General features: G+C 63.0%; 22 protein-coding genes. 9 read left to right on the forward strand and 13 right to left on the reverse strand.

Annotated features, from left to right (window positions below):
- Position 1: 1 nt before the first annotated feature.
- The 7 genes from LOY31_RS18705 to LOY31_RS18735 form a co-directional block, all read right to left on the reverse strand.
- Positions 2–973, reverse strand: a complete 972-nt coding sequence (locus LOY31_RS18705) for a spore coat U domain-containing protein (RefSeq protein ID WP_221533207.1) — start codon at positions 971–973, stop codon at positions 2–4.
- The gene (locus LOY31_RS18710; protein ID WP_221533206.1) at positions 970–3,327 is read right to left on the reverse strand and encodes a fimbria/pilus outer membrane usher protein; all 2,358 of its coding nucleotides are present in this window, start codon (positions 3,325–3,327) and stop codon (positions 970–972) included. Before LOY31_RS18710 ends, LOY31_RS18705 begins: the two co-directional genes overlap by 4 nt.
- A gap of 81 nt (positions 3,328–3,408) precedes the next feature.
- Positions 3,409–4,191 carry a molecular chaperone gene (locus LOY31_RS18715; protein ID WP_221533205.1) on the reverse strand — a complete coding sequence of 261 codons (783 nt, stop codon included), beginning with the start codon at positions 4,189–4,191 and terminating at the stop codon, positions 3,409–3,411.
- A gap of 24 nt (positions 4,192–4,215) precedes the next feature.
- Complete coding sequence (locus tag LOY31_RS18720; RefSeq protein WP_258712015.1) at positions 4,216–4,716, reverse strand: spore coat U domain-containing protein; 501 nt, start codon at positions 4,714–4,716, stop codon at positions 4,216–4,218.
- Between the two features lie 4 nt (positions 4,717–4,720).
- Positions 4,721–5,257 (reverse strand): spore coat protein U domain-containing protein, encoded by a 537-nt coding sequence (locus tag LOY31_RS18725; RefSeq protein WP_007951533.1) that lies wholly within the window; start codon positions 5,255–5,257, stop codon positions 4,721–4,723.
- A 20-nt stretch (positions 5,258–5,277) separates the two neighbouring features.
- Positions 5,278–5,811: a spore coat U domain-containing protein gene (locus tag LOY31_RS18730; protein WP_258712016.1), complete on the reverse strand. Its 534-nt coding sequence runs from the start codon at positions 5,809–5,811 to the stop codon at positions 5,278–5,280.
- A 101-nt stretch (positions 5,812–5,912) separates the two neighbouring features.
- On the reverse strand, positions 5,913–6,422 hold the full coding sequence (locus LOY31_RS18735) for a spore coat U domain-containing protein (protein WP_258713620.1): 510 nt from the start codon (positions 6,420–6,422) through the stop codon (positions 5,913–5,915).
- Between the two features lie 287 nt (positions 6,423–6,709).
- Between LOY31_RS18735 and zapE the strand changes: the two genes are divergently transcribed.
- The gene (gene zapE / locus LOY31_RS18740; protein WP_258712017.1) at positions 6,710–7,843 is read left to right on the forward strand and encodes a cell division protein ZapE; all 1,134 of its coding nucleotides are present in this window, start codon (positions 6,710–6,712) and stop codon (positions 7,841–7,843) included.
- Between the two features lie 61 nt (positions 7,844–7,904).
- Complete coding sequence (locus LOY31_RS18745; RefSeq protein WP_258712018.1) at positions 7,905–9,218, forward strand: leucine-rich repeat-containing protein kinase family protein; 1,314 nt, start codon at positions 7,905–7,907, stop codon at positions 9,216–9,218.
- Positions 9,219–9,255: 37 nt separating this feature from the next.
- Here the strand turns inward: LOY31_RS18745 and LOY31_RS18750 are convergent, their stop codons facing one another.
- Positions 9,256–9,960 (reverse strand): YebC/PmpR family DNA-binding transcriptional regulator, encoded by a 705-nt coding sequence (locus LOY31_RS18750; protein ID WP_007951538.1) that lies wholly within the window; start codon positions 9,958–9,960, stop codon positions 9,256–9,258.
- 220 nt (positions 9,961–10,180) lie between these two features.
- Here LOY31_RS18750 and LOY31_RS18755 point away from each other — a divergent pair, with 220 nt between their 5' ends.
- A complete protein-coding gene (locus LOY31_RS18755; RefSeq protein WP_258712019.1) occupies positions 10,181–11,587 on the forward strand; it encodes a type VI secretion system Vgr family protein in 1,407 nt (468 codons plus the stop codon).
- 3 nt (positions 11,588–11,590) lie between these two features.
- On the opposite strand, the gene LOY31_RS18760 is transcribed toward LOY31_RS18755, so the two are convergent.
- Both LOY31_RS18760 and LOY31_RS18765 read right to left on the reverse strand, forming a co-directional pair.
- Positions 11,591–12,988: an FAD-dependent oxidoreductase gene (locus LOY31_RS18760; RefSeq protein WP_258713621.1), complete on the reverse strand. Its 1,398-nt coding sequence runs from the start codon at positions 12,986–12,988 to the stop codon at positions 11,591–11,593.
- Between the two features lie 67 nt (positions 12,989–13,055).
- Positions 13,056–14,381 carry an MFS transporter gene (locus LOY31_RS18765; RefSeq protein ID WP_258712020.1) on the reverse strand — a complete coding sequence of 442 codons (1,326 nt, stop codon included), beginning with the start codon at positions 14,379–14,381 and terminating at the stop codon, positions 13,056–13,058.
- 289 nt (positions 14,382–14,670) lie between these two features.
- Between LOY31_RS18765 and LOY31_RS18770 the strand changes: the two genes are divergently transcribed.
- Positions 14,671–15,543 carry a LysR family transcriptional regulator gene (locus LOY31_RS18770; RefSeq protein ID WP_085608338.1) on the forward strand — a complete coding sequence of 291 codons (873 nt, stop codon included), beginning with the start codon at positions 14,671–14,673 and terminating at the stop codon, positions 15,541–15,543.
- Positions 15,544–15,664: 121 nt separating this feature from the next.
- Here the strand turns inward: LOY31_RS18770 and LOY31_RS18775 are convergent, their stop codons facing one another.
- Positions 15,665–16,525 (reverse strand): LysR substrate-binding domain-containing protein, encoded by an 861-nt coding sequence (locus LOY31_RS18775; protein ID WP_258712021.1) that lies wholly within the window; start codon positions 16,523–16,525, stop codon positions 15,665–15,667.
- Positions 16,526–16,638: 113 nt separating this feature from the next.
- Here LOY31_RS18775 and LOY31_RS18780 point away from each other — a divergent pair, with 113 nt between their 5' ends.
- The 3 genes from LOY31_RS18780 to LOY31_RS18790 all read left to right on the forward strand — a co-directional run bounded on the left by LOY31_RS18780 (position 16,639) and on the right by LOY31_RS18790 (position 19,480).
- Positions 16,639–17,748, forward strand: coding sequence for a 2-aminoethylphosphonate--pyruvate transaminase (locus LOY31_RS18780; protein ID WP_221533202.1), 1,110 nt, complete (start codon positions 16,639–16,641; stop codon positions 17,746–17,748).
- 153 nt (positions 17,749–17,901) lie between these two features.
- Entirely contained in the window at positions 17,902–18,729 is an 828-nt protein-coding gene (phnX, locus tag LOY31_RS18785; RefSeq protein ID WP_115078526.1) for a phosphonoacetaldehyde hydrolase, read from the forward strand.
- A 196-nt stretch (positions 18,730–18,925) separates the two neighbouring features.
- Complete coding sequence (locus LOY31_RS18790; protein WP_221533201.1) at positions 18,926–19,480, forward strand: cytochrome b; 555 nt, start codon at positions 18,926–18,928, stop codon at positions 19,478–19,480.
- Here LOY31_RS18790 and LOY31_RS18795 read toward each other — a convergent pair.
- Both LOY31_RS18795 and LOY31_RS18800 read right to left on the reverse strand, forming a co-directional pair.
- Positions 19,477–20,385 carry a 1-aminocyclopropane-1-carboxylate deaminase/D-cysteine desulfhydrase gene (locus LOY31_RS18795; protein WP_258712022.1) on the reverse strand — a complete coding sequence of 303 codons (909 nt, stop codon included), beginning with the start codon at positions 20,383–20,385 and terminating at the stop codon, positions 19,477–19,479. The two genes, LOY31_RS18790 and LOY31_RS18795, sit on opposite strands and share 4 nt — an antisense overlap.
- A gap of 41 nt (positions 20,386–20,426) precedes the next feature.
- Positions 20,427–22,466 carry an NADPH-dependent 2,4-dienoyl-CoA reductase gene (locus LOY31_RS18800; RefSeq protein WP_258712023.1) on the reverse strand — a complete coding sequence of 680 codons (2,040 nt, stop codon included), beginning with the start codon at positions 22,464–22,466 and terminating at the stop codon, positions 20,427–20,429.
- Between the two features lie 204 nt (positions 22,467–22,670).
- Here LOY31_RS18800 and LOY31_RS18805 point away from each other — a divergent pair, with 204 nt between their 5' ends.
- Both LOY31_RS18805 and LOY31_RS18810 read left to right on the forward strand, forming a co-directional pair.
- Positions 22,671–23,801 carry a nitrilase-related carbon-nitrogen hydrolase gene (locus tag LOY31_RS18805; protein WP_221533198.1) on the forward strand — a complete coding sequence of 377 codons (1,131 nt, stop codon included), beginning with the start codon at positions 22,671–22,673 and terminating at the stop codon, positions 23,799–23,801.
- Between the two features lie 3 nt (positions 23,802–23,804).
- Positions 23,805–24,845, forward strand: coding sequence for an AraC family transcriptional regulator (locus tag LOY31_RS18810; RefSeq protein WP_258712024.1), 1,041 nt, complete (start codon positions 23,805–23,807; stop codon positions 24,843–24,845).
- Positions 24,846–24,849: the final 4 nt, after the last annotated feature.

Genomic DNA, 24,849 nt, shown 5'->3' on the forward strand with positions numbered 1-24,849 from the left:
GTCAGAACCCCACATCCAGCACCACATTGTCCAGATAGGTTCCGGCGGGCGGTGTGGTCTGGTCGGTGTAGATTTTCGCGTTGTAATTGAAGATCTGGCTGCCGGTGCCCAGCCCGTTGCCGGGGTTGACCTCGGCATCGCTGCTGGCCCGACGGGCCGCGCCGACACTGCCCCAACGGGTGGTTCCGGCGCTCTTGAAAATGTCGTAGGCCAGATAGTTGCTGCCGGAAATCATCCGTCGCCGTCCGCCGACGCTCAGCGCATTCTGCCCGTCGTTCAGCCCCACGGTGTAGGCACTGCCCTTGGTGCAGGCGAGATTGATGGTCTGCCCGGTCACCGGGGTAAACGCGCTGACCACCGGTGCGCTGCCGAAAGCGATGTTCGGCGCAGTGATGGTGCAGTCGTTGGACACCGTCAGGTTGACCGTCAACGTCGTAGTACCGCTGTTGATGTCGCGGCCCAGGCAAAGCCCGCCGATGCCGATGCCCGAACAATAATTCCAGTTCCAGAAAATGCTCAGGGTCTCGGTATACACGCCGGCCGCCACGTTGCTGCCGATGGTGGTACCGAAATAGAGCGGAACGGTTTTCGGCACAGTACCGCCGAGCAAACCGAGGGCGTCGATGATGCCGTTGCGGGCGAAGTCATAGGCGGTGCCCCGCGTCAGCGGGTAACTGGTGCTGTTGTTGGCGTAGATCGTGTAACCGATCACGTCGCCAGTGGGCCCGAGCAAACCGCTCTGGGTCGAAGTGACGGTGGCCCAGAAATGGTCATTGTTGGTCAACAGCGACAGCAACGAACCGGTGCAACTCAAGCCTCCGTTCAGAGTGGAACTGGGTTGCGAGGTGGTGCGCACGGCGATCGAACTGATGTTCCCGAACCCGGCGGGTGTGGTGGTGACCACCGAACACAGCGCCTGCGCCAGCCCCGGCAGCAGCAACAGCAACCACAGAACAAGCCGCACCCGAATCATTGGCACACCAACGGGCCGATCAGCGGCACTTCATCTTGCTGCAGATCGACGCTGAATTGCGCCTGGCAAGTCTTGCCGTCCGCGAGAGTCACCCGCAGCGAATTCTGCGCCTGGAGGTTTTCCAGATAGACCAGTCCGTCCCAACCGACCACCGTCCGCGTGCCGCTCTGTTCGTGCAGCACGCCACTGCCCAGCGGCAATTCCTTTTGCTGCGCATCCACCAGCACGATGCTCGCGGCGATCACCCGGCTCAGCGGAAATTCCAGCAGATAGCCACTGCCCCGGCGTACGGCGACACGCTGTTCGACATTCGGGCTGCGCACATTGGCCGGCAGATTCAGCGGATCGATTTCGTACTTGCCGCGGTAATAGGCGCTGCTCCACGGCACCAGCAGGTGGCCGTTACGGTCGGTCTGGCCGACCTGCTGGTTCTCGTAACGCACCGGAATGTCCGCGTAGCCGTCGGTGCTGACCACCACGAACGCATCGTCGATGCGGTTGGCGGCGAACACTTGATCATCCATCCACACCAGCGAGCCGCTGGCATCGGCCCAACGGGTTTCGGCGTCGGACGTCCCATAGACGCCAGCCTGCAATTGGACCGATTGCAGACGCCAGGTCACGTCGGCCTGGCGGTAATCGGCGCCGTCGCCCTTGGCGTAGCCGAGATTGAAGCCCACCCCGCCCTCGGACGGCACGGCGCGGCTGTAGTTGACCCGTTGCTGCGTCTGCCCGGTCTTGCTGCGTTCGCTGCTGATGGCCAGGCTGCCGCGCAGGTCGAACGGAATGACCAGTTGCGCCTGCACCGCCCAGTTGCTGTCGCCGATTTCGCGGTTGGCCGACAGGTAGAAACTGCTGTTGCGCCACAGCGGTTTGCTCCAGCTCAGGTTTAGCAGCCGCGTACGGGTATCGTCTGCCGCGCGAATATCGAAATAACCGACGCCGAGACTGCCCCAGCGCTCGAGGTTCAGGCTCAGGGTCGCCTGTTCACTGCGCCGGCTCAGTGTGGTGTAAGGACTGTCCACGACCGTCAGGTCCGCATAGCGGTCACGGCGTTGCAGACGCTGATAGGAAAAGCTGTAGCGCTGGCCGCTGTATTGATAGCCGAGACTCAGTTGCTGACCGCCGTCGCCGTCGAAACGGCTTTGACTGATTGCACTGTTGAGTACCCCGAAATTGCCCAGACGCAAGTTGCCGCCCAGCCCGCCGAGGGTCAGGGAATCCGCCGCTTCTGCGTGGCTTTCCAGAGTAAACGTGTCGCTGACGCCGTAGCGCAGGCTGCCCGAGGTCACGCCCGGCCCATAGCTGAAATCCTTCAGGCCGTAATCCCGGCGTAGCGTACCGGCGGCCACCGAAAAATCGCTCAGGCCTTTTTGCAACAAACTGCTGGTGACGTAAAACGGCACCGTGGTCGACACCTGCCGGCCCAGCGCATCGGTGGTCACCACCACCGCCTCGCCAGCGCCGTTGATAAATGGAATGTTGGTCAGGGTGTACGGCCCCGGTTGCAGGTCGGAGCTGCTGGACTTGTAGCCGTTGATGAACAGATCCACCGAGGACGGCACCGCCGCTTCCCCGGCGAACTGCGGCAGCGGATAGGTCACCAGATCCGGACGCACTGCAAAATCCCTCGAGAACTGCACACCGCCCAGCCGCACAGAACTGCTCCAGGGCAAGGCGCCGCTGACCACGTCCCCGGCCTCGTAGGTCAGCATCCGTTCGTCATCGGAGTAGCGCCAGGTGGTGTCGTAACGCAGATAGCCGTTGTCCAGCGTGCTGACCGCATCCCCTGACAATGTGCGGCGATATTGCCCGGTGTTCGACAACGTGCCCCAACTGTCGAACAGCCGCACCTCGTTCCACGCCGCCAGATAAGTGCCGGCGTCGTCGGTGTCATTGAGGTACAGGTCATAATTGAACAACGCGCCGAAACTGCTCAGCGCCGGCGTGCGCGGATAAACCTCGCGGTTGCCGATGAACTGCTCCGGCAGCCAGTCCGGTGGCACGTCGAGCAGCAAGCGCTGGCTGACGCTGTCGTAATCGCTGTGCAGGCCCGGCAGGCCGTCGAGATCGACTTCGGCACCGGCCTCTTCCGGCAGCTTCATGCCCGTATCGCGCAATACGCTGGCAGGCAGGAACAGGCGCCCGCCGCGCTGCTCCACCGCCACCACCCGACCGGTATTCATCTGGTTGACCACCAGTTCCAGAAACAACTGTACATCGCTGACGGCCTCCATGCCGCTGGGAGGCGGCGGCAGTTCGCCGGCCCCGGATGGATGAATGAACATCAGGCACCACGCGCCGGTCATGAGCCACAACGGACGCTGAATACGTCGAGCCCATCCTGGACTCATTAGCGTGTTACGTCCGTCAATGGACTGATTCCTCCTGAAACCGCTGGCGCCGAAGCCAGGCTTCGACATGACTCGCTACGGCTATCGCGCCGGCGGAATGCTCTGCACCTTGGCCGCGCCATTGATCCGCCCCGCCAGCTCTCCGGCCACCGGCCCCGGAGCCGGCCAGCGCATCACCGCGCCGGGCAATACGTAGCCGAGCAATCCCTCGGCCAGCGGCTTGCTTTGGCTGCCCTGCTTGATGGCCACATCGGTCAGTCGCGCATGAACCGCGCCCTGATTACGCACCTCCACATAAGGACGCCCCTCCACCGCCACCGTGCGCCAGCTCAATTGCGGCAGCCCGATGCCCTTGGGGTCACGCTGGCGGGCGCTGTCTTCCTTGCTCCACAAACCCGCGCCATAGGCGAACAGCGGCACCGAGTAGCGCATCTGGAAGCGGATCGCCGCAGCGGTCTTGCCGTCTTCGGCGACGGGGGGCTGGGCCGAGGGGATTTCATCGATGATGATCCGGTACGCCAGTTCCTGGCCTGGCGGTACATCCTTGGTGCGGGTCAGGCGCACCAGTTGCTTCTGGCCCGGCTCGATCTTCGCCACCGGCGGACTGCCGATCACCTCGCGCTGATTGCGGTATTGCTCTTCGAAACCGCTCTGGCTCCAGCCGAACACGCGTATCTGCAGGTTGGCGGTTTCCGTGCCGCGATTTTCCAGCCACAGCGCACTGGCCTGCTGATCGGCCTCCAGCACCGGATCGATCGGCCAGATCAGCACCGAACTGGCGGCCTGGGCCTTGAGCGTCCCGAACATGACCAGCGCCAGCACGGCGCAACACGCGAACGAATAGCGTGACGTGAAAAACCCCATAAACCTGCTCCTTGTCATTTCACATCACCACGACAGTTGCACCTGCAACACATCGCTGTATGTCCCCCCGGGTTGATTGCCCGGCAATTGCACCTGGCCGTAGATCGGCAGACTGATGTTGTTCACGTCGCTGTAGGCCACCGCCACACTCTGGCCGATGCCCAGGCTCTGGCTGTATGCCGCATCGCGAAACAGCGCATACGCCACCTTCGCGCTGCCTCCGCTGATCTGCATGCGTCGCCCGCCGCTGTTGTACTGGCCGCCGTCGACCGTCATGTTCAGCGCCACCCCCGGCGTGCATTGCAGCGTGACGCCGCCGGTCAACGCGACCTGCACCGTGCCGGTGGCCAGCGCCGAACGCGAACCGAAATTCAGCCCGCCATAGTTCGATACGCCCCCCACCACCAGACATCCCGGCGTCACCGTGGCACTGACCTGGAAGCTCTGGCTGGTCACCGCCGCCAACGGCAGCGGCAAGCCGCCCGCACACAGCAGGAGCAGCGCCCCACAGCCATGCCGGCCCATGGCACTAGAACGTCAGTTCGACGGAAATCGTGTCGGTGTAGGTGCCCGCCGGCAGCCCGGCCTTGCCCACCGCCTGACCGTAGATGTTCACGGTCTGCGCCACACCGGTGCTGGCGGCGAGGTTGATGACCCCGTCGATGGCCAGCAATTGCGAGTGCCCGGCGTCGGTGTACAGGTCGTACGGCACATAGTTGGCAACCCCGTCGTACAACGCGCGGGTACCGCCCGGCGAGAGCCCGTCATGGGCGCCGGCCCGGACCTTGACCGTCGGCGTGGTGCCGGCCGAGCACAGGATCGACAGCGCCCCGCCCCCGCCGCCCAGCACCTGCCCGGTGGCCGTGGTGAACAGGCTGTTGGCGGTGCCGAAGTTCAACGCACCGAAATTCAGCCCGGTAGAGCCGCCGGAACCGTTGACCTGGCAACTGCTGATCAGGATCAGGCTGGAAGTGATCTGGCCGGTGACCGTGGTGGCGGCGTTGACGCTGGAAGCGAGCGTCAGGCCGAGCAACGACAAACCTATCCTTGATGCAATCGTACGCATGGTGTCCGTCCTCTACGGGGTTACCAGTCGAGCGTCACCGTCAGGGTGTCGGTATAGACACCGGCCGGTACCGCACGGGTGTTCGCCACCACCGAGCCAAATACCGGAATGGGTATCTGTGCGCCGCTGGTGACAGCGAAATTGTGTTGTTGACCGATGCTGTAGCTCTGGCTGCCGGAGGCATCGAGAAACAGCTGATAAGGGAGTGTCTGGCGACCGTTGCTCAGCCGGCGTGTCGTGCCATCGCCATGAGTGCCGCCGTCGATGGTCACGGTGAACCCGGTGACCGAAGGGTTGCAGGCAACATTCAGCTGGCCACTGCCCGCTTCGCTGAGGCTGGCCTTGATCGGTGCGTTCCAGGTCGGGCCCTGCTGGCCGAAATCGAGAGAGCCCAGCCCGTCCACCGGGCTGGCGGGGCTGGTGGCGTTGGTCACCTCGCAGCCGGCGATCAGCGTCAGCCGCGCAAGGATCTGCCCACTGACCGCCGCCGACGCGACCTCGGTGAACAACAGCAATGTGGCTGTGGCGATTATCCGCCCGTGTCTGCCCATCATTGAGCCCCTACTCCTTCAGGATCACTCGACCACTGCGCTCGTCATTGAACGCCCTTCCCTGCGCCACCCGGCTCCACCGAATGGCTGAAAAAACTCCGCGATCACCAGGTGACCGTCACCTTCACCAGATCCGAATACCGGCTGACCCGTGGCACTTCGGCCATCCGCTCGATCCGCCCGTATAACGGCAAGTCCACTGTGCCGCTGTCCGGCACCCGGCCGCTGACCGGCACATCCACCACCAGCGGCACCCGTCGCGCGGCGTCCTGATACAGGCGATAAGGAATCGGCTTGCTGCCGGCCTCCCCCGCCATGTAGCGCACCTCGCCGAGGCCACCGTGCAGGCCGCCATCGACGCGCAACTGGTACGGGGTGTCCGGGTTGCATTCCAGACGCGGCAGGCGCGAATTCGTGAGCGCCGCACCGAGTGGCCCGTCCCGGTCGCCGAGCCGCGCCGTGGTGCCGAAGTCGAGCACGCCCAGTTGTTCGATACCGGCCTCGCGTTGCTGGCCGATCAACTGGCAACCGCGCTGCACATCGACCCGCACCTCGACCTGAAGGTCGGCGGCGTGGACCGGTACCGCGAGCCCGCCCAGCAATGCCCAGACCATCCCTGCATTCACCGCCCGTTCCTTGATGGCGACAGCGTCTCTGTCGTTACAGTGTTTCAGGTTAGCAACGGACGCCGATTGCGCCAGTCGATTGGATCCAGTCACTCGCCGGGATTTGTTTCGAAAGGTTGGCAACACGTCGATTTAAAGTGTTGAAAAATCCTGTACACGCCGCAGATTGCTCTCCGGAAAAACGATAAAGCGCAGTGGAAGCAAAACTACCCGTCTGGTTAAACTACCCCGCCGCGCTCGGGGGGAGCCGGCCCGATGATGACGGAGTGATTGCTGTGCCCGCCCGACCGCCCGACCGTTCGCGTCTGACCCAGCGCTGGTCAGCCTTGCGCCATTTCTTCGGCAAACGCTCCGTTACAAACGCGGGCCAGTGCGCCGCCAGCGCGCAATCGGTGCGTGACTATTTCCGGCAAAAGGCCCACGGCCAGGGCTACACCCTCAGCCACAGCCAGCAGCGAGTCATCGACTGCATGGCCCATCAGGCCGGCCTGTTGTTCGGCACCCCTGCGCAGACTCCGCCCAGCCTGTATCTGCACGGAGCGGTCGGGCGCGGCAAGAGCTGGTTGCTGGACGGATTCTTCCAGGCGCTGCCGATCCAGCAAAAGCGCCGTCTGCATTTCCACGGGTTCTTCGCCCAGTTGCATCAAGGCATGTTCGAGCATCGCGACCGCGACGACGCCCTCACAGTCACCCTCGACGCGCTGCTGATGGACTGTCGGGTGCTGTGTTTCGACGAATTTCATGTGCATGACATCGGCGATGCGATGCTCATCACCCGCCTGTTCAAGGCGCTGTTCAAGCGCGGAATCCTGTTGCTGGTGACCTCCAACTACCCGCCCGAAGGCTTGCTCCCCAACCCGCTATACCACGCGCGGTTCAAACCGGTGATCGACCTGATCAATGCGCGCATGCAGGTCATGGAAGTCGGCGGCCCGCACGATTACCGCAGCCAGGCGCGCCGGCATGCGCATCAACTGTTCACCCAAGGCCATTACGTCTGGCCGGCCACCCCGGCGCAGCGCCTCGCGTTGAACCTGCCGCCCCTCGATGCCGCGCCGTTGCCCTTGGCGGTCGGCAGCCGCCATTTGCAGGCGCGGCTGTGCGAAGACCGGCGCGTCGGTTTCACCTTCAGCGACCTCTGCGAACAACCCACGGCCGTGATGGATTATCTGGAACTGTGCCGACGCTTCGACCACTGGATCATCGACGAACTACCGGAACTGGGCGAATGTTCGATCGCCGCCCAGCAGCGGTTCATCAACCTGATCGACGTGCTCTACGATCAGGACAAACACCTGACCCTGCTCGGCCAGCTCCCGTTGCACGAAAGCCTCGGCGGCCAGGCGATCGATCTCGCCCGCACCCGCAGCCGGCTCGGACAACTGCGCGAAGTGCACGAACCGGGCTGATTTGCCGTTATCATGCGGCCCATTTCCGGCGCCTTGCGCCTTCTCGATAGCGATCCTTTTCATGCACACCCTTGCACAACTGCGCGCCGGCGAACTGTCGGGCATCACCCGGCTGGATCTGGCCGAAGGCTTGAGCGAATTTCCGCCGGAGATTTTCAACCTGGCCGACACGCTGGAAGTGCTCAACCTCAGCGGCAACACCCTGAGCAGCCTGCCGGATGACTTGCACCGTCTTACGCGTCTGCGCGTGCTGTTCTGCTCCGACAATCAGTTCACCCAATTGCCGGCGTGCCTGGGCCAATGCCAGGCCCTGACGATGATCGGTTTCAAGGCCAACCGCATCACTCAGGTGCCCGGCGCGGCGCTGCCGCCAAATCTGCGCTGGCTGATCCTGACCGACAACGCCATCGAAACCCTGCCCACCGAACTGGGCGAACGTCCGCTGCTGCAAAAACTCATGCTTGCCGGCAATCGCCTGCGCGCCCTGCCGCCGTCACTGAGCCAGTGCCATCGGCTGGAGCTGATCCGCATCGCCGCCAACCAGTTGACCGAATTACCACAATGGTTGCTGACCCTGCCGAGCCTGACCTGGCTGGCCTACGCCGGCAATCCGCTGGAAACCGAAGCCGATGCTGCCGCCCTCGACAAAGCGCCCCTGATCGACTGGTCGGCGCTGCAGCTGGAGCAACGGCTGGGCGAAGGCGCCTCCGGGGTCATTTATCGGGCGCAGTGGCAACCCGCGAATCAGCCCGCCACGCCCGTGGCAGTCAAGTTGTACAAGGGCGAGATGACCAGCGACGGCTCGCCGCTGCATGAAATGAACGCGTGCATCACCGCCGGGCTGCACCCGAACCTGATCCGCGTCGAAGGCCGCATCGACCAGCATCCCGACGGCCAGCAGGGCCTGGTGATGCAGTTGATCGATCCGAGCTACCGCAACCTCGCCGGGCTGCCGAGCCTGGCGTCCTGCTCACGGGATGTGTATGCCGATGATTGCCGTTTCAGTACCGACGTTGCCTTGCGCATCGCCCGGGGCATCGCCTCGGTCGCCGGGCATCTGCACCGTCATGGCATCACCCATGGCGATCTCTACGGACACAACATTCTGTTGAACGATCAGGGCGATTGTCTGCTGGGGGATTTTGGTGCGGCGTCGTTCCATGCCATGGCGGATACGCCTGAAACCCGCGCGCTGCAACGCCTCGAAGTGCGTGCGTTCGGGATTTTGCTGGGGGAACTGCTGGCGCGCATCGACTCGGGGTTGAGCGATGAACAGCGTCAGGTGCTGGAAGCCCTGGAACAGCGCTGCTGTCAGCCGGATGTGCTGGCGCGGCCGGGGTTCGGCGAGATCAGTCTGGCGTTGCAACACGCCTAAAAAAATCGCAGCCCGAGGGCTGCGATTTTCTGGTGTGTCAGCCGGCCAGACCGACGAACATGTCCTGCACGTCGTCATGGTTGTCCAGGCCTTCGAGGAACGCCTCGACTTCAGCCATCTGCTCGTCGCTCAGGCCGCTGACCGGGTTCTTCGGCTGGTAGCCGAGTTTGGCCGACAGCACGGTGAAGCCTTGCTCCGGCAGGGCTTTCTGTACCGAGTCCAGGTCAGTCGGGTCGGTCAGGAACAGGGTCGCGCCCTCTTCGCCCGGCTCGAAATCCTGGGCACCGGCTTCGATCGCGGCCATTTCCGGATCGGCGTCCGGAGTGTCCGGCGACGCTTCGATCATGCCGACATGGTTGAAGTCCCAGGCAACGGAACCGGATGCACCCAGTTGGCCCTTGCGGAACGCCACGCGGATTTCCGCCACGGTGCGGTTGATGTTGTCGGTGACGCACTCGACGATCAGCGGCACCTGATGCGGTGCGAAACCTTCGTAGGTCACGCGATGGTACTGAACGGTTTCACCCAGCAGGCCAGCACCCTTCTTGATGGCACGGTCCAGGGTTTCCTTGGGCATCGAGGCTTTCTTGGCCTGTTCGACCACCAGACGCAGGTGTGCGTTGGTGGCGGTATCGGCACCGTTACGCGCAGCAATGGTGATTTCCTTCACCAGTTTGCCGAAGATCTTGCCCTTGGCGTTGGCTGCCGCTTCTTTGTGTTTAACCTTCCACTGTGCGCCCATTACTCACTCTCTTGATCTGTGGCGCCGAGACATCTATTGGCCGACGCATGGCGCCAAGTTTATACGGCCTAAAGTCGGCAATCGACCAAAAATTCCGATGCGCATCGACATCTTCTACGCGCCTTGTAGGGCGATTCTGAAAAACCGGTTTGCCACGTCCATTCAACGTCGTGTTTTCGTACCCTCTGTGGCCCGTATTGCCTGAACAGAGCCCGCCCGAATGCTCAATGACAAGGAAAGTCCGTTTTCGCTGACCCTGGCCGAAGGCGGGATAAGCCTGCCGGTCCTGCGCTTCAGCGGTCATGAAGCGCTGAATCAGCCCTTTCGGTTTGAAATCGAAGTCATGGGTTTGGCGCCCGCCTGGTCACCCGGCACGCTGCTGCATCAGGCGGCGTTTCTGCACCTGGATGACGACCACGGGATTCACGGCATCATCCAAAGTGCCAGTTGTGAACACCGCGCGACGCACCGGATCGCCTATCAACTGGTGCTGATGCCGCATCTGCAAGCGCTGGAGCAACATCCCGTACGCCGGGTCTTCACGCAACTGAACGTGCCGGCCATCCTTGAGCAACTGCTCAGCGAACATCACCTGCCTGCCCACAGCTACCGGATCGAGATGACCGTCGGCCACTACCCGCCGCGCCCGTTCTGCATTCAGTACGAGGAAACCGATCTGGCCTTTTTACAACGGCTTTGTGAAGAGGAAGGCATCCACTATCACTTCGAACATCAGCCGGACGGCCATGTGGTGGTGTTCGCCGATGACAGTCTGAGCCTGCCGCAGCAACCGACGGCGATTGCTTTCAACACGCAGATCGATGCGCCGGCAACCGGCCTCAGCAGCCTGTTCCAGCGCCATGAGGCGGTGCTGCCTCAGATTCCTGCCGGCGTGCGTGAGCGAGGGCATTCGATTACGGGCCAGGAGGCCGCCAATCACACGCTGGGCAGTGCTTTCGCGCCACCGGGATTTCTGCCGACTGCACAACGTCACGCGGCCCAGCGCAGTCGTCGACTGCTGGAACGCCAACGCTGCCGGTCGCGCTCGATTCAGGGCCGCAGCGATTGTCCGCGACTGCTCAGCGGGCGTCTGTTGCAAGTCATGGAGCACCCGGTAAACGCGTTCAACGAGCAGTGGCTGATCACCGACCTGCGTCATCAAGGCCAGCAACCTTCGATTCTCGATCCAGTGCCAACGGTTCGCCGCTATCACAACGACTTCACCGCGCTGCCCTGGTCGACCCCATTTCGCCCGCCGCCGAAACAGCCGCGCCCAGGCATTCCGGGGTATCAGCCGGCGCAAGTGCTCGGCGCGCCGGGGCAACCGGCGCAGGTGGACGATCAGGGGCGGATCGCCGTTCGATTATGGCCCGACCAACCTGATGCCAGCGCCAGCGAAGGGCTGTGGTTGCCGGTGGTCATGCCCCACGCCGGCGGCGGCCTGCCTCGGGAAAATCTGCCCTGCGCCGGCAGCGAGGTCTGGGTAAGTTTTCTCGACAGCGATCCCGACCGGCCGATCCTCTGCCTCGACGCCTGCCGCCCCCGAACGTCGCAACCCACAGAAACCGAGCCCGACGACGACCTCCTGCTCGACTGGCTGCTCAACCGCTCCGCCCCGCCGCGCTGACGATCAACCTTTGTCGGCCTTGCCCGCCGCCGCCGCGAATTTCGCCAGACGCACATCAAGGTGCCGGGGCCGCCGGCCGTGATCCTCGGCGCGTTCCTTGCGGCGAATGGCGTTGCGCACCATCAACGAGCCGAGGTAGCGGATCGGCTCCGGCGGAAAGTAACCCAGCGGCCCGTTGACCAGTGGCGAACGCGTCCACGGGTTGTCGAGGCCCTGCACCAGCGAAGCGAGAATCTGCCCGCCCATGTGGCACGGCCCGACGCCACTGCCGGAATAACCGAAGCCGTAGAAAACGTTACCGCCGGCACTCATTTGGCCGAAGAACGGCAGGCCGGTGACCGAGCGATCCGAAGGGCCGTTCCAGGTTGCGTCGACTTTCACATCGGCAAAGGCCGGGAAGAAATCGTCGAGACTGCGCTTGAGCAATCCGGTATAGGGCGAGGGCTGGTCGAACACCGGCAGCATCCGCCCGCCGTAAGCGAAGGTATTGCCGCCCTTGCCGAGCATGATCCGGCCGTCCGGGGTGTTGTGGTAGTAGTGCACGAAAATGCGCGAGTCGAGCACGGTGACGCCGCTGGTCAAACCGATTTCCTGCAACAGATCCGGACGCGGTTCGGTGATCAGCATGTCGCTGGAAACGATCGCCACGCTGCGCTCGAACTGCGGGAAAGCACGGGCCATCCACGCATTCATCGCCAGCACCACGCGGTCGGCGGTCACCCGGCCGTTCGCCGTGTGAAGGCGCGCCGGACGGCCCTCTTCCAGCCCGGTCATCGCCGTGCCTTCATGAATCCGTACGCCCAGCTGCAACGCCACCCGGCGCAAGCCGCGCACCAGTTTGCCCGGCTGCACACTGGCGGCGGCGGGTGAGAACCAGCCTTCCAGGTGTTTTTCCGAACCCGCCATGCGCTGTACATCGGCGACCGGTCGTTGGGTAAACGAGTTGATGCCGTTGCGCTCCAGCGCCGCGATCACCGCATCGGTCGAGCCGCATTGCGCGCGGTTGGTGGCGGTGTAAAGCGTGCCGTCGAGACGGTAATCGGCATCGACGCCGTATTGCTCGCAGAACTCGCCGATGGCGTGGATGCTGCGCTCCGATTCCTTGACCAGCCGCACCGCTTCCTCGACGCCGAACAGCCGCTCGAGAGTGAAATACTTCGCCGACCACGACAGCGCACAGCCGCCGTTACGCCCACTGGCGCCGGCGCCGCATATGTCGGCTTCGATCAGCAACACATCGAGTTCGGGGTTCTGCTGCTTGAGCATGATCGCCGTCCACAACCCGGTGTAACCGCCGCCGACGATGCACACATCGGTGCGCACATCGCCTTGCAGCGGCGGGCAAGGTTCGGACGTGTCGAGTTGCAAAGCCTGCTCCAGCCAAAACGGTCTCATGAAAATTCTCCAGTCAATCGGCCACGGCACAGCCTGCCGCGAACGCCGCAGCAGGCCGCGAGGCAGGGTTTGTTCAGTTACGTAGAGGTTTGATGGTCAGGGCACGATTGGGCACGTAGGCACGTGGCTCCATGACGCCGACCGGGCGGCTGTTCCAGTGTGGAATCAGCACCAGCGCCGAAAACAGCGCACAACCGGCGAACACGATGAACACCGTCACCGAGTCGAAGTAACCCGGCAGCAAACCACCGAGCACCGCACCGACCGAGCCGCAGCCATTGACGAATCCCGCCGCCGTGGCGCCAGCCTTGGCCTTGCCGAAATCGATCGCAGCCGCGCCGCTGATCATCGAGTCCGGGCCGTACAGGGTCAGGCCCATCACGAACAACAGTGCGACCACCAGCATCACGCTGCCGGTGTGCAGGGCGCCCATGAACAGCGCAAGGGTCACGGTCAGCGCCAGCAGGCTCAACACACAGGCTGGCATGCGTCGGGCGCCGAACAGTTTGTCCGAGGCCAGGCCAATCATGATCGGGCCCAGCAGCCCGGCCAGTTCAAACGCGGTGGGAATGATCGCCGCGCCGACCTTGCCGACCGAAGGCATCTGTTCGAACACGATCACCGGGCCCCACAGCAGAATCGCGTAACGCGCCGGTTTCAGCAGGAAATACGCGAGACCCAACACCAACACCGTACGGTTGTGCAGGATTTCCTTGAGTGGCTCCCAGACGCTGAGTTTGCTGTTGGCTTCGGCCTCTTCGGCGCTGATGACCGGCTCCGGCTCCACGGCGGGCAGGCCAACGTCTTCCGGTTTGTCGCGCTGGAAGATGAAGAACAAAACCGCCACCACCGCGACCACCGCCGCGCTGGAAATGAACGCCGCGTGCCACGAACCGATCAGCGTGTAAGCCCACCAGCCGGCGAACGGCGACGCCACCAGACCGCCGAATGCATAACAGGAACTCCACAACCCGAGCACTCGCCCGCGCTGTTCGGAGGGGAAGAAACTGCCGAGGTTCTTGCACAGCCCCGACCAGCCGGTGGACTGCGCCAGCCCCTGAATCAGCATGCAGGTGGCGAAGATCGGCAAGGTTGCAAAGCTGCCCATCACCAGCGCCGCCGCGGCGGAAATCAGCAAACCACCAAGGACAACAACCCGTGGGCCGAAGCGGTCGGCGAGCATGCCCCAGGTGAACTGGCCGATGGCGTAGGCCGCCAGGTAAATCGCGTCGAGGTTGGCCATGGCCATTTTGTCGAGGGTGAAACTCGGGTCTTCGGCGATGCCCAGTTTGGCCACCGAAAAGGCTTTGCGGGTGAAATAGAACGCGGCGTAAGCGAGCCAGGTGACAGCGAAGATCTGCATGCGCCAACGCGCAATGGTGCCGATGTGCTTGTTCATTGTGGTTCTGACCTCAGGGTGTGAGTGTGCCGGCAGAATCGATGAGTAAACGCCTGTGTTTTTTATTGTTGAGCACTGCGATATCACCCCGTCCCTTCGGCGATACCGGTCAGATGAGTCCTGGTGTTGCACGCACAGGCTCATGGCCAGCGTCGCTGCCCGACCGGGCAGTCAGCGTTGGCGTGAGCCGATCAAAGCAATTACTGTTTAATAAATAAAATCGATTTATCGTATTTCACACATAAGCTCAGCTTGTTACTGAGCTGCGCCTGTAAACGAGGAATCAGCCATGTCGGTTTCACACGCACAGCTCAAAGCCTTTCACGCCGTGGCCGTGCACGGAAGCTTCACCAAGGCCGCCGAGCGGCTTTACCTGACGCAACCGGCGATTTCCGACCAGGTGCGCAAACTCGAAGAGCGCTTCGGTGTGTTGCTGTTTCATCGCAACAAGCGCTCGGTGCGCCTGACGGATCTCGGCGAACGCTTGCTGGCGATCACCCAGCGTCTGTTTGTGGTCGAGGCCGAAGCCCAGGAGTTGTTGCAGGAATCCCAGGCCTTGCAGACCGGCAGCCTGATTCTGGCGGTGGATGCCCCGGTGCATGTGCTGCCGCAGATCGCCCGGTTTTGTGAGCGCTATCCGGGGATCAGCGTGAAGATCGAGACCGGTAACACCGATGAATCGCTGTTTCGACTGTTCAACTATCAGGCTGATCTGGCGTTGCTCGGACGTGATGTCAGCGATGAACGTTTGTTGTGCGTACCGCTGCGCAACGATCCGATGGTGGCGTTTGTCTCGCGCCATCACCCGTGGGCCGAGCGTGAATCGATCTGCCTGGAAGATCTGGACGACACGCCGCTGGTGCTACGAGAACACGGCTCGGTGACCCGCCAGACCCTGGAAGAAGAAATGGCCCGCGCCGGTTTCCGCATCCGCCCGGCGATCCAGGTCGAAGGCCGGGAAGCGGCGCGGGAGGCGGTGGTGGTGGGGATTGGCGTGGGTGTGGTGTCGGCGGCGGAGTTTGGCGCGGACTCACGGGTCTGCGCGCTGCCGATCACCGATTGCACCCGGCGGCTGACCGAGACACTGGTGTGCTTGCGCGAGCAGAGTTCCCGGCGGGTGGTGGCGACGTTTCTCGAGATGGTGCGCGAAAGCCTCTCGTAGATCGTTCCCACGCTCCGCGTGGGAATGCCTCAAGGGACGCTCCGCGTTCCAGCTCTCGAATGGGACGCGGAGCGTCCCGGGCTGCATTCCCACGCAGAGCGTGGGAACGATCTGGCGGTGATCAGTTGGGGGCCAAACCGAAAAACGCATGAATCAACCGCAACTCCCGCCGCCGCTCCACGCAGCCGATCATGTGCCGATTGACCAGCCCCTCTCCCGCAATGGGAATCGCGACGACACGGGGATCGTGGCTGACTTCAACCGACGACACCACCCCAACCCCCAGTTCAGCCGCCACCGCTTCCGTCACCGCCTCGCGACTGTCCAGTTCCAGCAACACCCGTGGATTAACGGATGACTGCGCACAGGCCTGATCAAACGTGCGCCGGGTAATCGAACTCGGCTCGCGCAACACCATGATCACCTGATCCAGCTCCTTGAGCCTGACCTCGCCGGAACGCGTCGCCCAAGGATGCCCCGCCGGCACCAGCGCGCAGATCCGCGATTCGCTCAGCGCTTGCAGATGCAGCCCTTTGCGCGGCTCGACTTCAGTCAACACCGCCACGTCAGCGTGCTCGGACAACAACGCCGCCAACGTTTCCTGAGCATTGCCCAATCGCAGATTCACCGTGATCCCCGGATACCGCGCCCGCAGGCTGGCAAGCATCGGCATGACCATGTGCGGACCGTCCGCCGCCACCTCAAGTCGACCGGTCAGCAACTGCCGATTGGCCTCGAGCAACGCCTGGGCTTCTTCGGCCATACCGAACATCGCCCGGGTGATCGCCGCCAGTTTGATGCCCTCTTCTGTCAGCTCGACCCGGCGCGCCGTCCGTCGCAACAGCGTGATCTGGTAATGCTCCTCCAGCGCCTTGATGTGCCCGGTGACCGCCGGCTGGCTGATGAACAAGCGTGCGGCGGCACGGGTGAAGCTGCCTTCCCGGGCCACGGCGTCGAAGGCGCGGAGCTGGAACAGGTTCATGGATAACCCTCACTGATGGCTGGCATAACAACAAACAATTTGATTGATGATCCGCCGAATTGCAACGTATGCCCCGTAGCTTCATCCCACAGCGCTATCGCGAGGACACACGAATGAGTACTGCCGCACCCATCCTGCTCACTCCCGGCCCGTTGACCACCTCGGCCCGCACCCGCCAGGCGATGATGGTCGACTGGGGTTCATGGGATGACCGCTTCAACCAACTGACCGCCAGCCTGTGCGAACAACTGCTGGCGATCCTCAACGGCGCCGACAGCCATCACTGCGTACCTTTGCAGGGCAGCGGCACCTTCGCCGTCGAAGCCGCGATCGGCACCCTCGTTCCCCGCGACGGCAAGGTACTGGTGTTGATCAACGGCGCCTACGGCAAGCGTCTGGCGAAAATCTGCGAAGTGCTCGGCCGCTCATTCAGCACCTTTGAAACCGCTGAAGACGAACCGACCACCGCCGCCGACGTCGACCGCCTGCTGCGCGCCGACAATGACATTACCCACGTCGCGCTGATCCATTGCGAAACCAGCACCGGCATCCTCAACCCGCTGCCGGAGATCGCCCAGGTCGTCGAGCAACATGGCAAACGCCTGATCATCGATGCCATGAGTTCCTTCGGCGCCTTGCCGGTGGATGCGCAAAAAGTCCCGTTCGACGCGCTGATTGCCGCCTCTGGCAAATGCCTGGAAGGCGTGCCGGGCATGGGCTTCGTGTTTGCCCGCAAGGAATCCCTGGCCGCAGCCGCCGGCAATTCGCATTCGCTGGCGATGGACCTGTTCGACCAGCACAGCTACATGAAGAAGACCGGTCAGTGGCGCTTCACCCCGCCGACCCACGTGGTCGCCGCGCTGCACGAAGCGCTGCTGCAATACAACGAAGAAGGTGGCCTGCCGGCGCGGCATGCGCGTTACGCCGCCAACTGCCAGGCGCTGATGGAGGAGATGGGCAAACTCGGCTTGCGCAGCTTCCTGCCGGCTGCGATTCAGGCGCCGATCATCGCGACCTTCCACGCACCGAAAGATCCGCGCTACCAGTTCAAGGACTTCTACGAACGGGTCAAGGCCAAGGGTTACATCCTCTACCCCGGCAAGCTGACCCAGGTCGAAACCTTCCGCGTCGGCTGCATCGGCCACGTCACCCCGGCGCAAATGCGCGAAGCCGTCGCGGCGGTGGGTGAAGTGCTGCGCGAGATGGAAGTTCTGGAAATTTAAGCAACACCACAAATCCCCTGTGGGAGCGGGCTTGCCCGCGATGAGGCCCTGGCAGTCGACATCCATGGTGAATGTCAGACCGCCATCGCGGGCAAGCCCGCTCCCACAGGGACAGCGAACTCCGAATTGCGTGTTATCACAGGAATCTTTGCCATGAACTACAACAACCCAACCCAGCTGCAAGCCGCCATCCTCGACTGGGCCGGCACCGTGGTCGACTTCGGTTCTTTCGCACCGACCCAGATCTTCGTTGAAGCCTTCGCCGAGTTCGACGTCCAGGTCTCCATCGAAGAGGCCCGTGGCCCGATGGGCATGGGCAAGTGGGATCACATCCGCACCCTGTGCGATCAGCCGCAGGTTGCCGAGCGCTATCGCAAGGCGTTCGGCCGCACCCCGACCGACGATGACGTGACCGCGATCTACAACCGTTTCATGCCGCTGCAGATCGAGAAAATCGCCGAGCACTCGGCGCTGATTCCCGGCGCGCTGGAGACCATCGCCAACCTGCGTCAGCAAGGGATCAAGATCGGTTCCTGCTCGGGTTATCCGAAGCAGGTGATGGACAAGGTTGTGGCACTCGCCGCCACCAACGGCTACGTCGCCGACCACGTCGTCGCCACCGACGAAGTGCCGAACGGCCGCCCATGGCCAGCCCAGGCGCTGGCCAACGTGATTGCGCTGGGCATCGATGATGTCGCTGCCTGCGTGAAGATCGACGACACCGTGCCAGGCATTCTCGAAGGCCGTCGCGCCGGGATGTGGACCGTGGCGCTGATCTGCTCTGGCAACGCGCTGGGCCTGGATTACGAAGGCTATCGCGCACTGGGCAGCGACGCGCTGGCCAGCGAGCGCAAGCGCATTCACGCGCTGTTCGAAGGATCGCGCCCGCACTACATGATCGACACCATCAGCGATCTGCCGGAAGTGATCGCCGACATCAACAAGCGCCTGGCCAATGGCGAGATGCCGCAAAGCAGCTGATTGCATCCATCGCGGCAAACAAAAACGCCAGTGTCTGCCCGACACTGGCGTTTTTTCATGGGTGTTTTCAGTCAAATCGCTGACGCAGCTCAGTGAAAGCTTTTTTAGCCTCGGGCAAACGCGCCAAAGGGGATTACAGTTAAGGCATGCCGTCGCAGAACGGCACGCTTGAGCCCTGAACCGTGAGGAACGCCGTATGCCGTGGACAAATTCCGAATCCCGTTACAGCACCGTGTCGATCCTGTTGCACTGGCTGATGCTGGTGCTGTTGGTACTGGTGTACGCCAGCATGGAATTGCGCGGGCTGTTTCCCAAGGGCAGCGGTGGCCGCACGCTGATCCGCGAAGTGCATTACATGCTCGGGCTGACTGTGTTCGTGCTGGTCTGGTTTCGCCTGTTCGCCCGCAGCCTGGGCCCGGCGCCGAAAATCTTCCCGGCCTCGCCACAGTGGCAAACCACCCTCGCACGCCTGATGCACTGGGCCTTGTACCTGTTCATGATCAGCATGCCGATCCTCGGCTGGCTGATCACCAGCGCCGAAGGTCATCAGGTGATGTTCTACGGTTTCGACCTGCCGTTGCTGGTGAGTGAAGACAAGGTGTTCGCCAAAGAGGTCGAGCACTGGCATGTGCTGATCAGCACCATCGGCTACTGGCTGATCGGCCTGCATGCGCTGGCGGGCATCTATCACCATTACGTGGTGCGCGATAACACGTTGCTGCGGATGATGCCCAAGCGCAGCCAGGGTTAACTGTCGAGCCCGCGCCGGCCCTGCAAGCCGCCGGTGTGGACGAAGATCAAGCGTGAACCCCGGGCAAAGCGGCCCGCTTCGATCTGTTGTTTGAGCGCCAGCAAGGCTTTGCCGGTGTACAGCGGTTCGAGGGGAATGCCGCTGGCCTGTTCGGTTTGCGCGATGAATTCAAGCAACGCCGGATCGACCTTGGCGAAACCCCCACGGCTGGCGTCGATCAGTTCGTAGCCTCCAGCCTTGCCCACAATCGCCTCGACATTGGCTGCGACGCCGTGATCGTCGGGCACGGCCATTGCGCCGTACACCGCATGTTGTCCGGCCTCGGCCAACACCAATCCCGCGAGCGTGGTGCCCGTGCCACAGGCCAGCCACCAACCGTGGTAGTCGTCCCAGCCGAGCTTGCCGAGTTGTTGACTGACCTGCTCCTTCAATGACGCGCAACCCTGCGCGCCCGGCAAACCGCCACCACCTTCAGGCACCGGATGCAGCGTCGGGTATTGCGCTTGCCACGGTTGCCAGAACCCCGGCTCGTGCCGCGCCCGATAACCGCCAAATCCGAGCCAGTGCAACTGCATGCCGAAATCCTGCAGATCCCTGACCGTTGGCGTGTCTTGCGGATGCCCGCGCAACAGCCCGACCGTGGCGAATCCCAGGCGTTTGCCGGCAGCCGCCAGTGCATGCAGATGATTGGAGTGCGCACCGCCCAGGCTGATGATGCCTTCGGCACCCGCACGGTCGGCGGCTTTGAGATGTTCGACGAGTTTGAACCACTTGTTGCCGCTGATCAGCGGATCGATGCGGTCGAGACGCAGGATCGCGACTTCAATGCCGGCGGCGGTGAGCCAGTTCAGATCAAGCGGTTCGAGGGGGGCTGGGGCCAGCCAGTCGGTGGGAGGCAGAAACATGAAGGCCGGCTCTGTGCAAAGAGCCGGCATTCTAGGGTGGATCAGAGCTCGGCGGCCAGACGCGAACCCTGATTGATCGCACGTTTGGCATCCAGCTCGGCCGCCACATCGGCGCCACCGATCAGGTGCACGTTCTGCCCGGCTTCGACCAGACCGTCGTGCAGCTCGCGCAGCGGATCCTGGCCGGCGCAGATGACGATGTTGTCCACCGGCAGCACTTGCGGCTCGCCGGTTTCACCGATGCGGATGTGCAGGCCTTCGTCGTCGATCTTCAGGTATTCGACGCTGTTGAGCATCTGCACCTGCTTGTTCTTCAGACCGGTGCGATGAATCCAGCCGGTGGTCTTGCCCAGGCCGTCGCCGACCTTGGATTTCTTGCGTTGCAGCAGGAACACGTCACGCGCCGGTGCGTGCGGTGCAGCCTTGATTCCGGCCACGCCACCACGGGCTTCCAGATTCGTGTCGATGCCCCACTCTTTCCAGAACGCAGCGCGATCCTGACTGGTGGCCACGCCTTCATGGACGAGGAATTCCGAGACGTCGAAACCGATACCGCCGGCGCCGATCACCGCCACACGCTTGCCGACCGGTTTGCGCTCGAGCAGCACATCCAGATAGCTCAGCACTTTGGCGTTCTCGACACCCGGAATCGCCGGCAGACGTGGCGCAATGCCAGTCGCCAGAATGACTTCGTCGTAACCGCCCTCGACCAGTTTTGCCACATCGACGCGGGTGTTCAGGCACACCTCGACGTTGGTGGTCTGCAGTTTGCGTTTGAAGTAGCGCAGGGTTTCGTAGAACTCTTCCTTGCCAGGCACACGTTTGGCGACGTTGAACTGGCCACCGATTTCGCTGGCCGAATCAAACAAGGTCACCTGATGCCCGCGCTCGGCGGCCACGGTGGCGGCGGACAGACCCGCAGGACCGGCACCGACCACCGCGATCTTCTTGATCTGCTTGACCGGCAGGTAGTTGAGTTCGGTCTCATGGCAGGCACGCGGGTTGACCAGGCAACTGGTGAGCTTGCCGCCGAAGGTATGATCGAGGCAGGCCTGGTTGCAACCAATGCAGGTGTTGATTTCGTCAGCGCGACCCTCGGCAGCCTTGTTGACGAAGTCCGGGTCGGCGAGGAACGGCCGCGCCATCGAAACCATGTCGGCATCGCCTTCAGCCAGAATCTGCTCGGCGACTTCCGGAGTGTTGATGCGGTTGGTGGTGATCAGCGGAATATTCACCGAACCACGCAGCTTGGCCGTGACCTTGCTGAACGCCGCACGCGGCACTTTGGTGGCGATGGTCGGGATCCGCGCTTCGTGCCAGCCGATGCCGGTATTGATGATGGTCGCGCCGGCCTGCTCGATGGCTTTGGCCAGGGTGACGATTTCTTCCCAGGTGCTGCCGCCTTCCACCAGGTCGAGCATCGACAGGCGGAAGATGATGATGAAGTTCGGGCCGACCGCTTCACGTACGCGGCGAACGATTTCCACCGGCAGGCGCATGCGGTTTTCGTAGCTGCCGCCCCAACGGTCGGTGCGGTGGTTGGTGTGGGCCGCGAGGAACTGGTTAATGAAATAACCTTCCGAGCCCATGATTTCCACACCGTCGTACTCGGCGGTCTGGGCCAGTACCGAGCAAGTGACGAAATCGCTGATCTGTTTCTCGATGCCTTCCTCGTCCAGCTCTTTGGGCTTGAACGGGTTGATCGGCGCCTGAATGGCGCTTGGTGCAACCTGTTTCGGGCTGTAGGCATATCGCCCGGCGTGGAGGATCTGCATGCAGATCTTGCCGCCCGCATCATGCACGGCGCGCGTTACGATGCGATGCTTGAGCGCTTCTTCCTCGGTGGTCAGCTTGGCCGCGCCGGAGTACACGCCGCCCTCGTCGTTCGGACCGATACCGCCGGTGACCATCAGGCCCACGCCGCCACGGGCACGCTCGGCGAAATAGGCCGCCATGCGTTCGAAACCACCCGGCTTCTCTTCAAGACCGGTGTGCATCGAGCCCATCAGGGTGCGGTTGCGCAACTTGGTGAATCCCAGGTCCAGCGGGGCCAACAGGTGCGGGTATTGAGTGGCGGTCATCGTTAACTCCACAGCAGCGATCACGGAAAATGCGGGAGCTCTGCGTCCCCCGTCAGTCATGTTCGACAGATTAGGAGTCGCATCGCTGTCACTCAATGACCGTAACTGACAAGTTATTGATCCAAATGCGCAGCGCCCCTTGGCAAGCAGGGGCTGGCGCCCTACCCTGTCCGCACACCCTGTACCCGGTTGTTGTTGGATTTCATGCGCAAACTTCTGTACCTGACTTTTTCCATGGCGCTCATCGCCGCGCTTACCTTCTACGCCATGTGGGCGGCTGACCGCCCGGCCGGTCATTACCTGTCGGACCTGCGGATCAAACTCGCGGTCGATCAGGGCACGCCCGCCGACCGTGGCAACCTGCTGGGCATCCAGCCCGAGCTGTTCCCCACCGACTACCAAAGCCCCGAACGCCTGCACCGCAAGCTCGCCGCCTATTTGCAGCAGGCGCAGGATCAGGGGCTCTTGAATGATAAAACCGTGGTCATCCTGCCGGAGCATGTCGGCACCTGGCTGATGATCAGCGGCGAGAAAGACGAGCTGTACCAGGCCGCCACCCTCGCCGAAGCGATGAACTGGCTGGCGGCGAGCAACCCGGTGCAATTTGCTCGCGCCTGGCTCACCGCCAAGGGCAGCAGTCGTCTGGATGACGCGCACCTGCGCATGAAGTCCCGGGACATGGCCAAGGACTATCAGGCGCTGTTCGGCGGTCTGGCCAAGGAATTCCACATCACTTTGGTGGCCGGCTCGATCGTGCTGCCTGAACCGAACATCACCGATGGCCGGCTCAAGGCCGGCAGTGGCGCGCTGTACAACAGCACCGTAGTGTTTGGCCGCGATGGCGCCCCGCTCGGCCAGCCACAGCGGCAGATGCGTCCGATCTTCGATCAGGACGAGCCATCCGGCACCCGCGAAGCTTCCCGGATCAATGTGATCGACACCCCGGCCGGACGCCTCGGCGTGTTGATCGGCAGCGACAGTTGGTATCCGGACAACTACCGCAAACTCGACGAGCAAGGCGCGCAGCTGATCGCGGTGCCCGCGTTCGTCGTCGGTTATGGCGTGTGGGATCAACCGTGGAAGGGCTACAAAGGCTTGAGCGTGCCGGACTCGGTCAGTTTGAAACCAGGAGACGTCAGCGAGGGCCAAGCCTGGCACCAACTGACCCTGACCGCGCAACCGCCGGCCAGCAAGGCGCTGGCCGGCATGAGTGTGTTCCTGCGCGGGCAGTTCTGGGACAAGCCGAGTTCCGGGCAAAGTTTCCTCAGCAGCAACGGCCAGCAATTCGCTGACAGCGAAGCCCGTGGCGCGCGCCTGCTGAACCTCTGGTTGTAACCCATGAAACCGCAGCCGATGCGTCTCGGGGATCTGTCGGTGGGCTTCGTCCATAGCCTGGCCGATGCCGTGCGCAGCCATGACGTCGATCCGCTGCCATTGCTCGAACAGTACGGCCTGGATGCCGCACGACTGGCCGAAGCCGGGGCGCGTCTGTCGATCCCGCGCTACATGCGCCTGGGGCATGGCGCGATCCAGCTCACCGGCGATCCGGCATTGGGTTTGCGCATGGGCCAACTCAGTCGCCTGAGCCAGGCCGGACTGGCCGGCGTGACCGCCGCGCAGGCGCCGACCGTGCGTGAAGCCGCCCGCTGCCTGACTCGCTTCGAACCGTTGTACGGCTCCAACTATCGCGGCCAGTCGAGTTTCCACGAGGACGCCAGCGGTGCTTGGCTGCGCTTCTACTCGATCAGCCCGTACAACGCCTACAACCGCTTTGTGGTGGATTCGATCATTGCCGGCTGGCTGCATCAGTTGTCCAGCGTCAGCCCCGAGCCCTTGCGCGCCGAGCGGATCGAAATCGAATTCGACGCCCCGGACTATCGCGACGCCTACACCGTGCTGGGCGAGTGCCCGATCCAGTTCGGCGCCGAACACAATCAACTGCGCCTGGGCCTCACCAGCCTGGCCCAACGCAACCCGGAGCATTGCCCCAGCACCTGGAAACATTTGCTCGGTTTGTGTGAACGGGAACTCGAGCAATTGACCCGCACCCGCAGCCTGCGCGAACGCATCACGCAATTGCTCGGGCCTTTGCTCAATGGTGGCCGGGAACCGGATCTGGAAGAAGTGGCGGCACGCCTGAAGCTGCCGACCTGGACGTTACGGCGAAAGCTGGCCGAGGAAGGCACGCAGTTTCGCGCGATCCTCAATGACACCCGCCGTGATCTGGCGATGACCTACATCCGCGACACCGAACTGGCATTCGGTGAAATCGCCTACCTGCTGGGGTTTGCTTCGGCCGAAGCTTTCCAGCGCGCCTTCAAGCGCTGGAACGGCCAGACACCGGGCGAATTTCGCCGCAGTCACCGCAAGACAGGCTGACGCC

It is taken from the genome of Pseudomonas sp. B21-021 (genome assembly GCF_024749205.1).
GTDB classification, from domain to species: domain Bacteria; phylum Pseudomonadota; class Gammaproteobacteria; order Pseudomonadales; family Pseudomonadaceae; genus Aquipseudomonas; species Aquipseudomonas paraglycinae.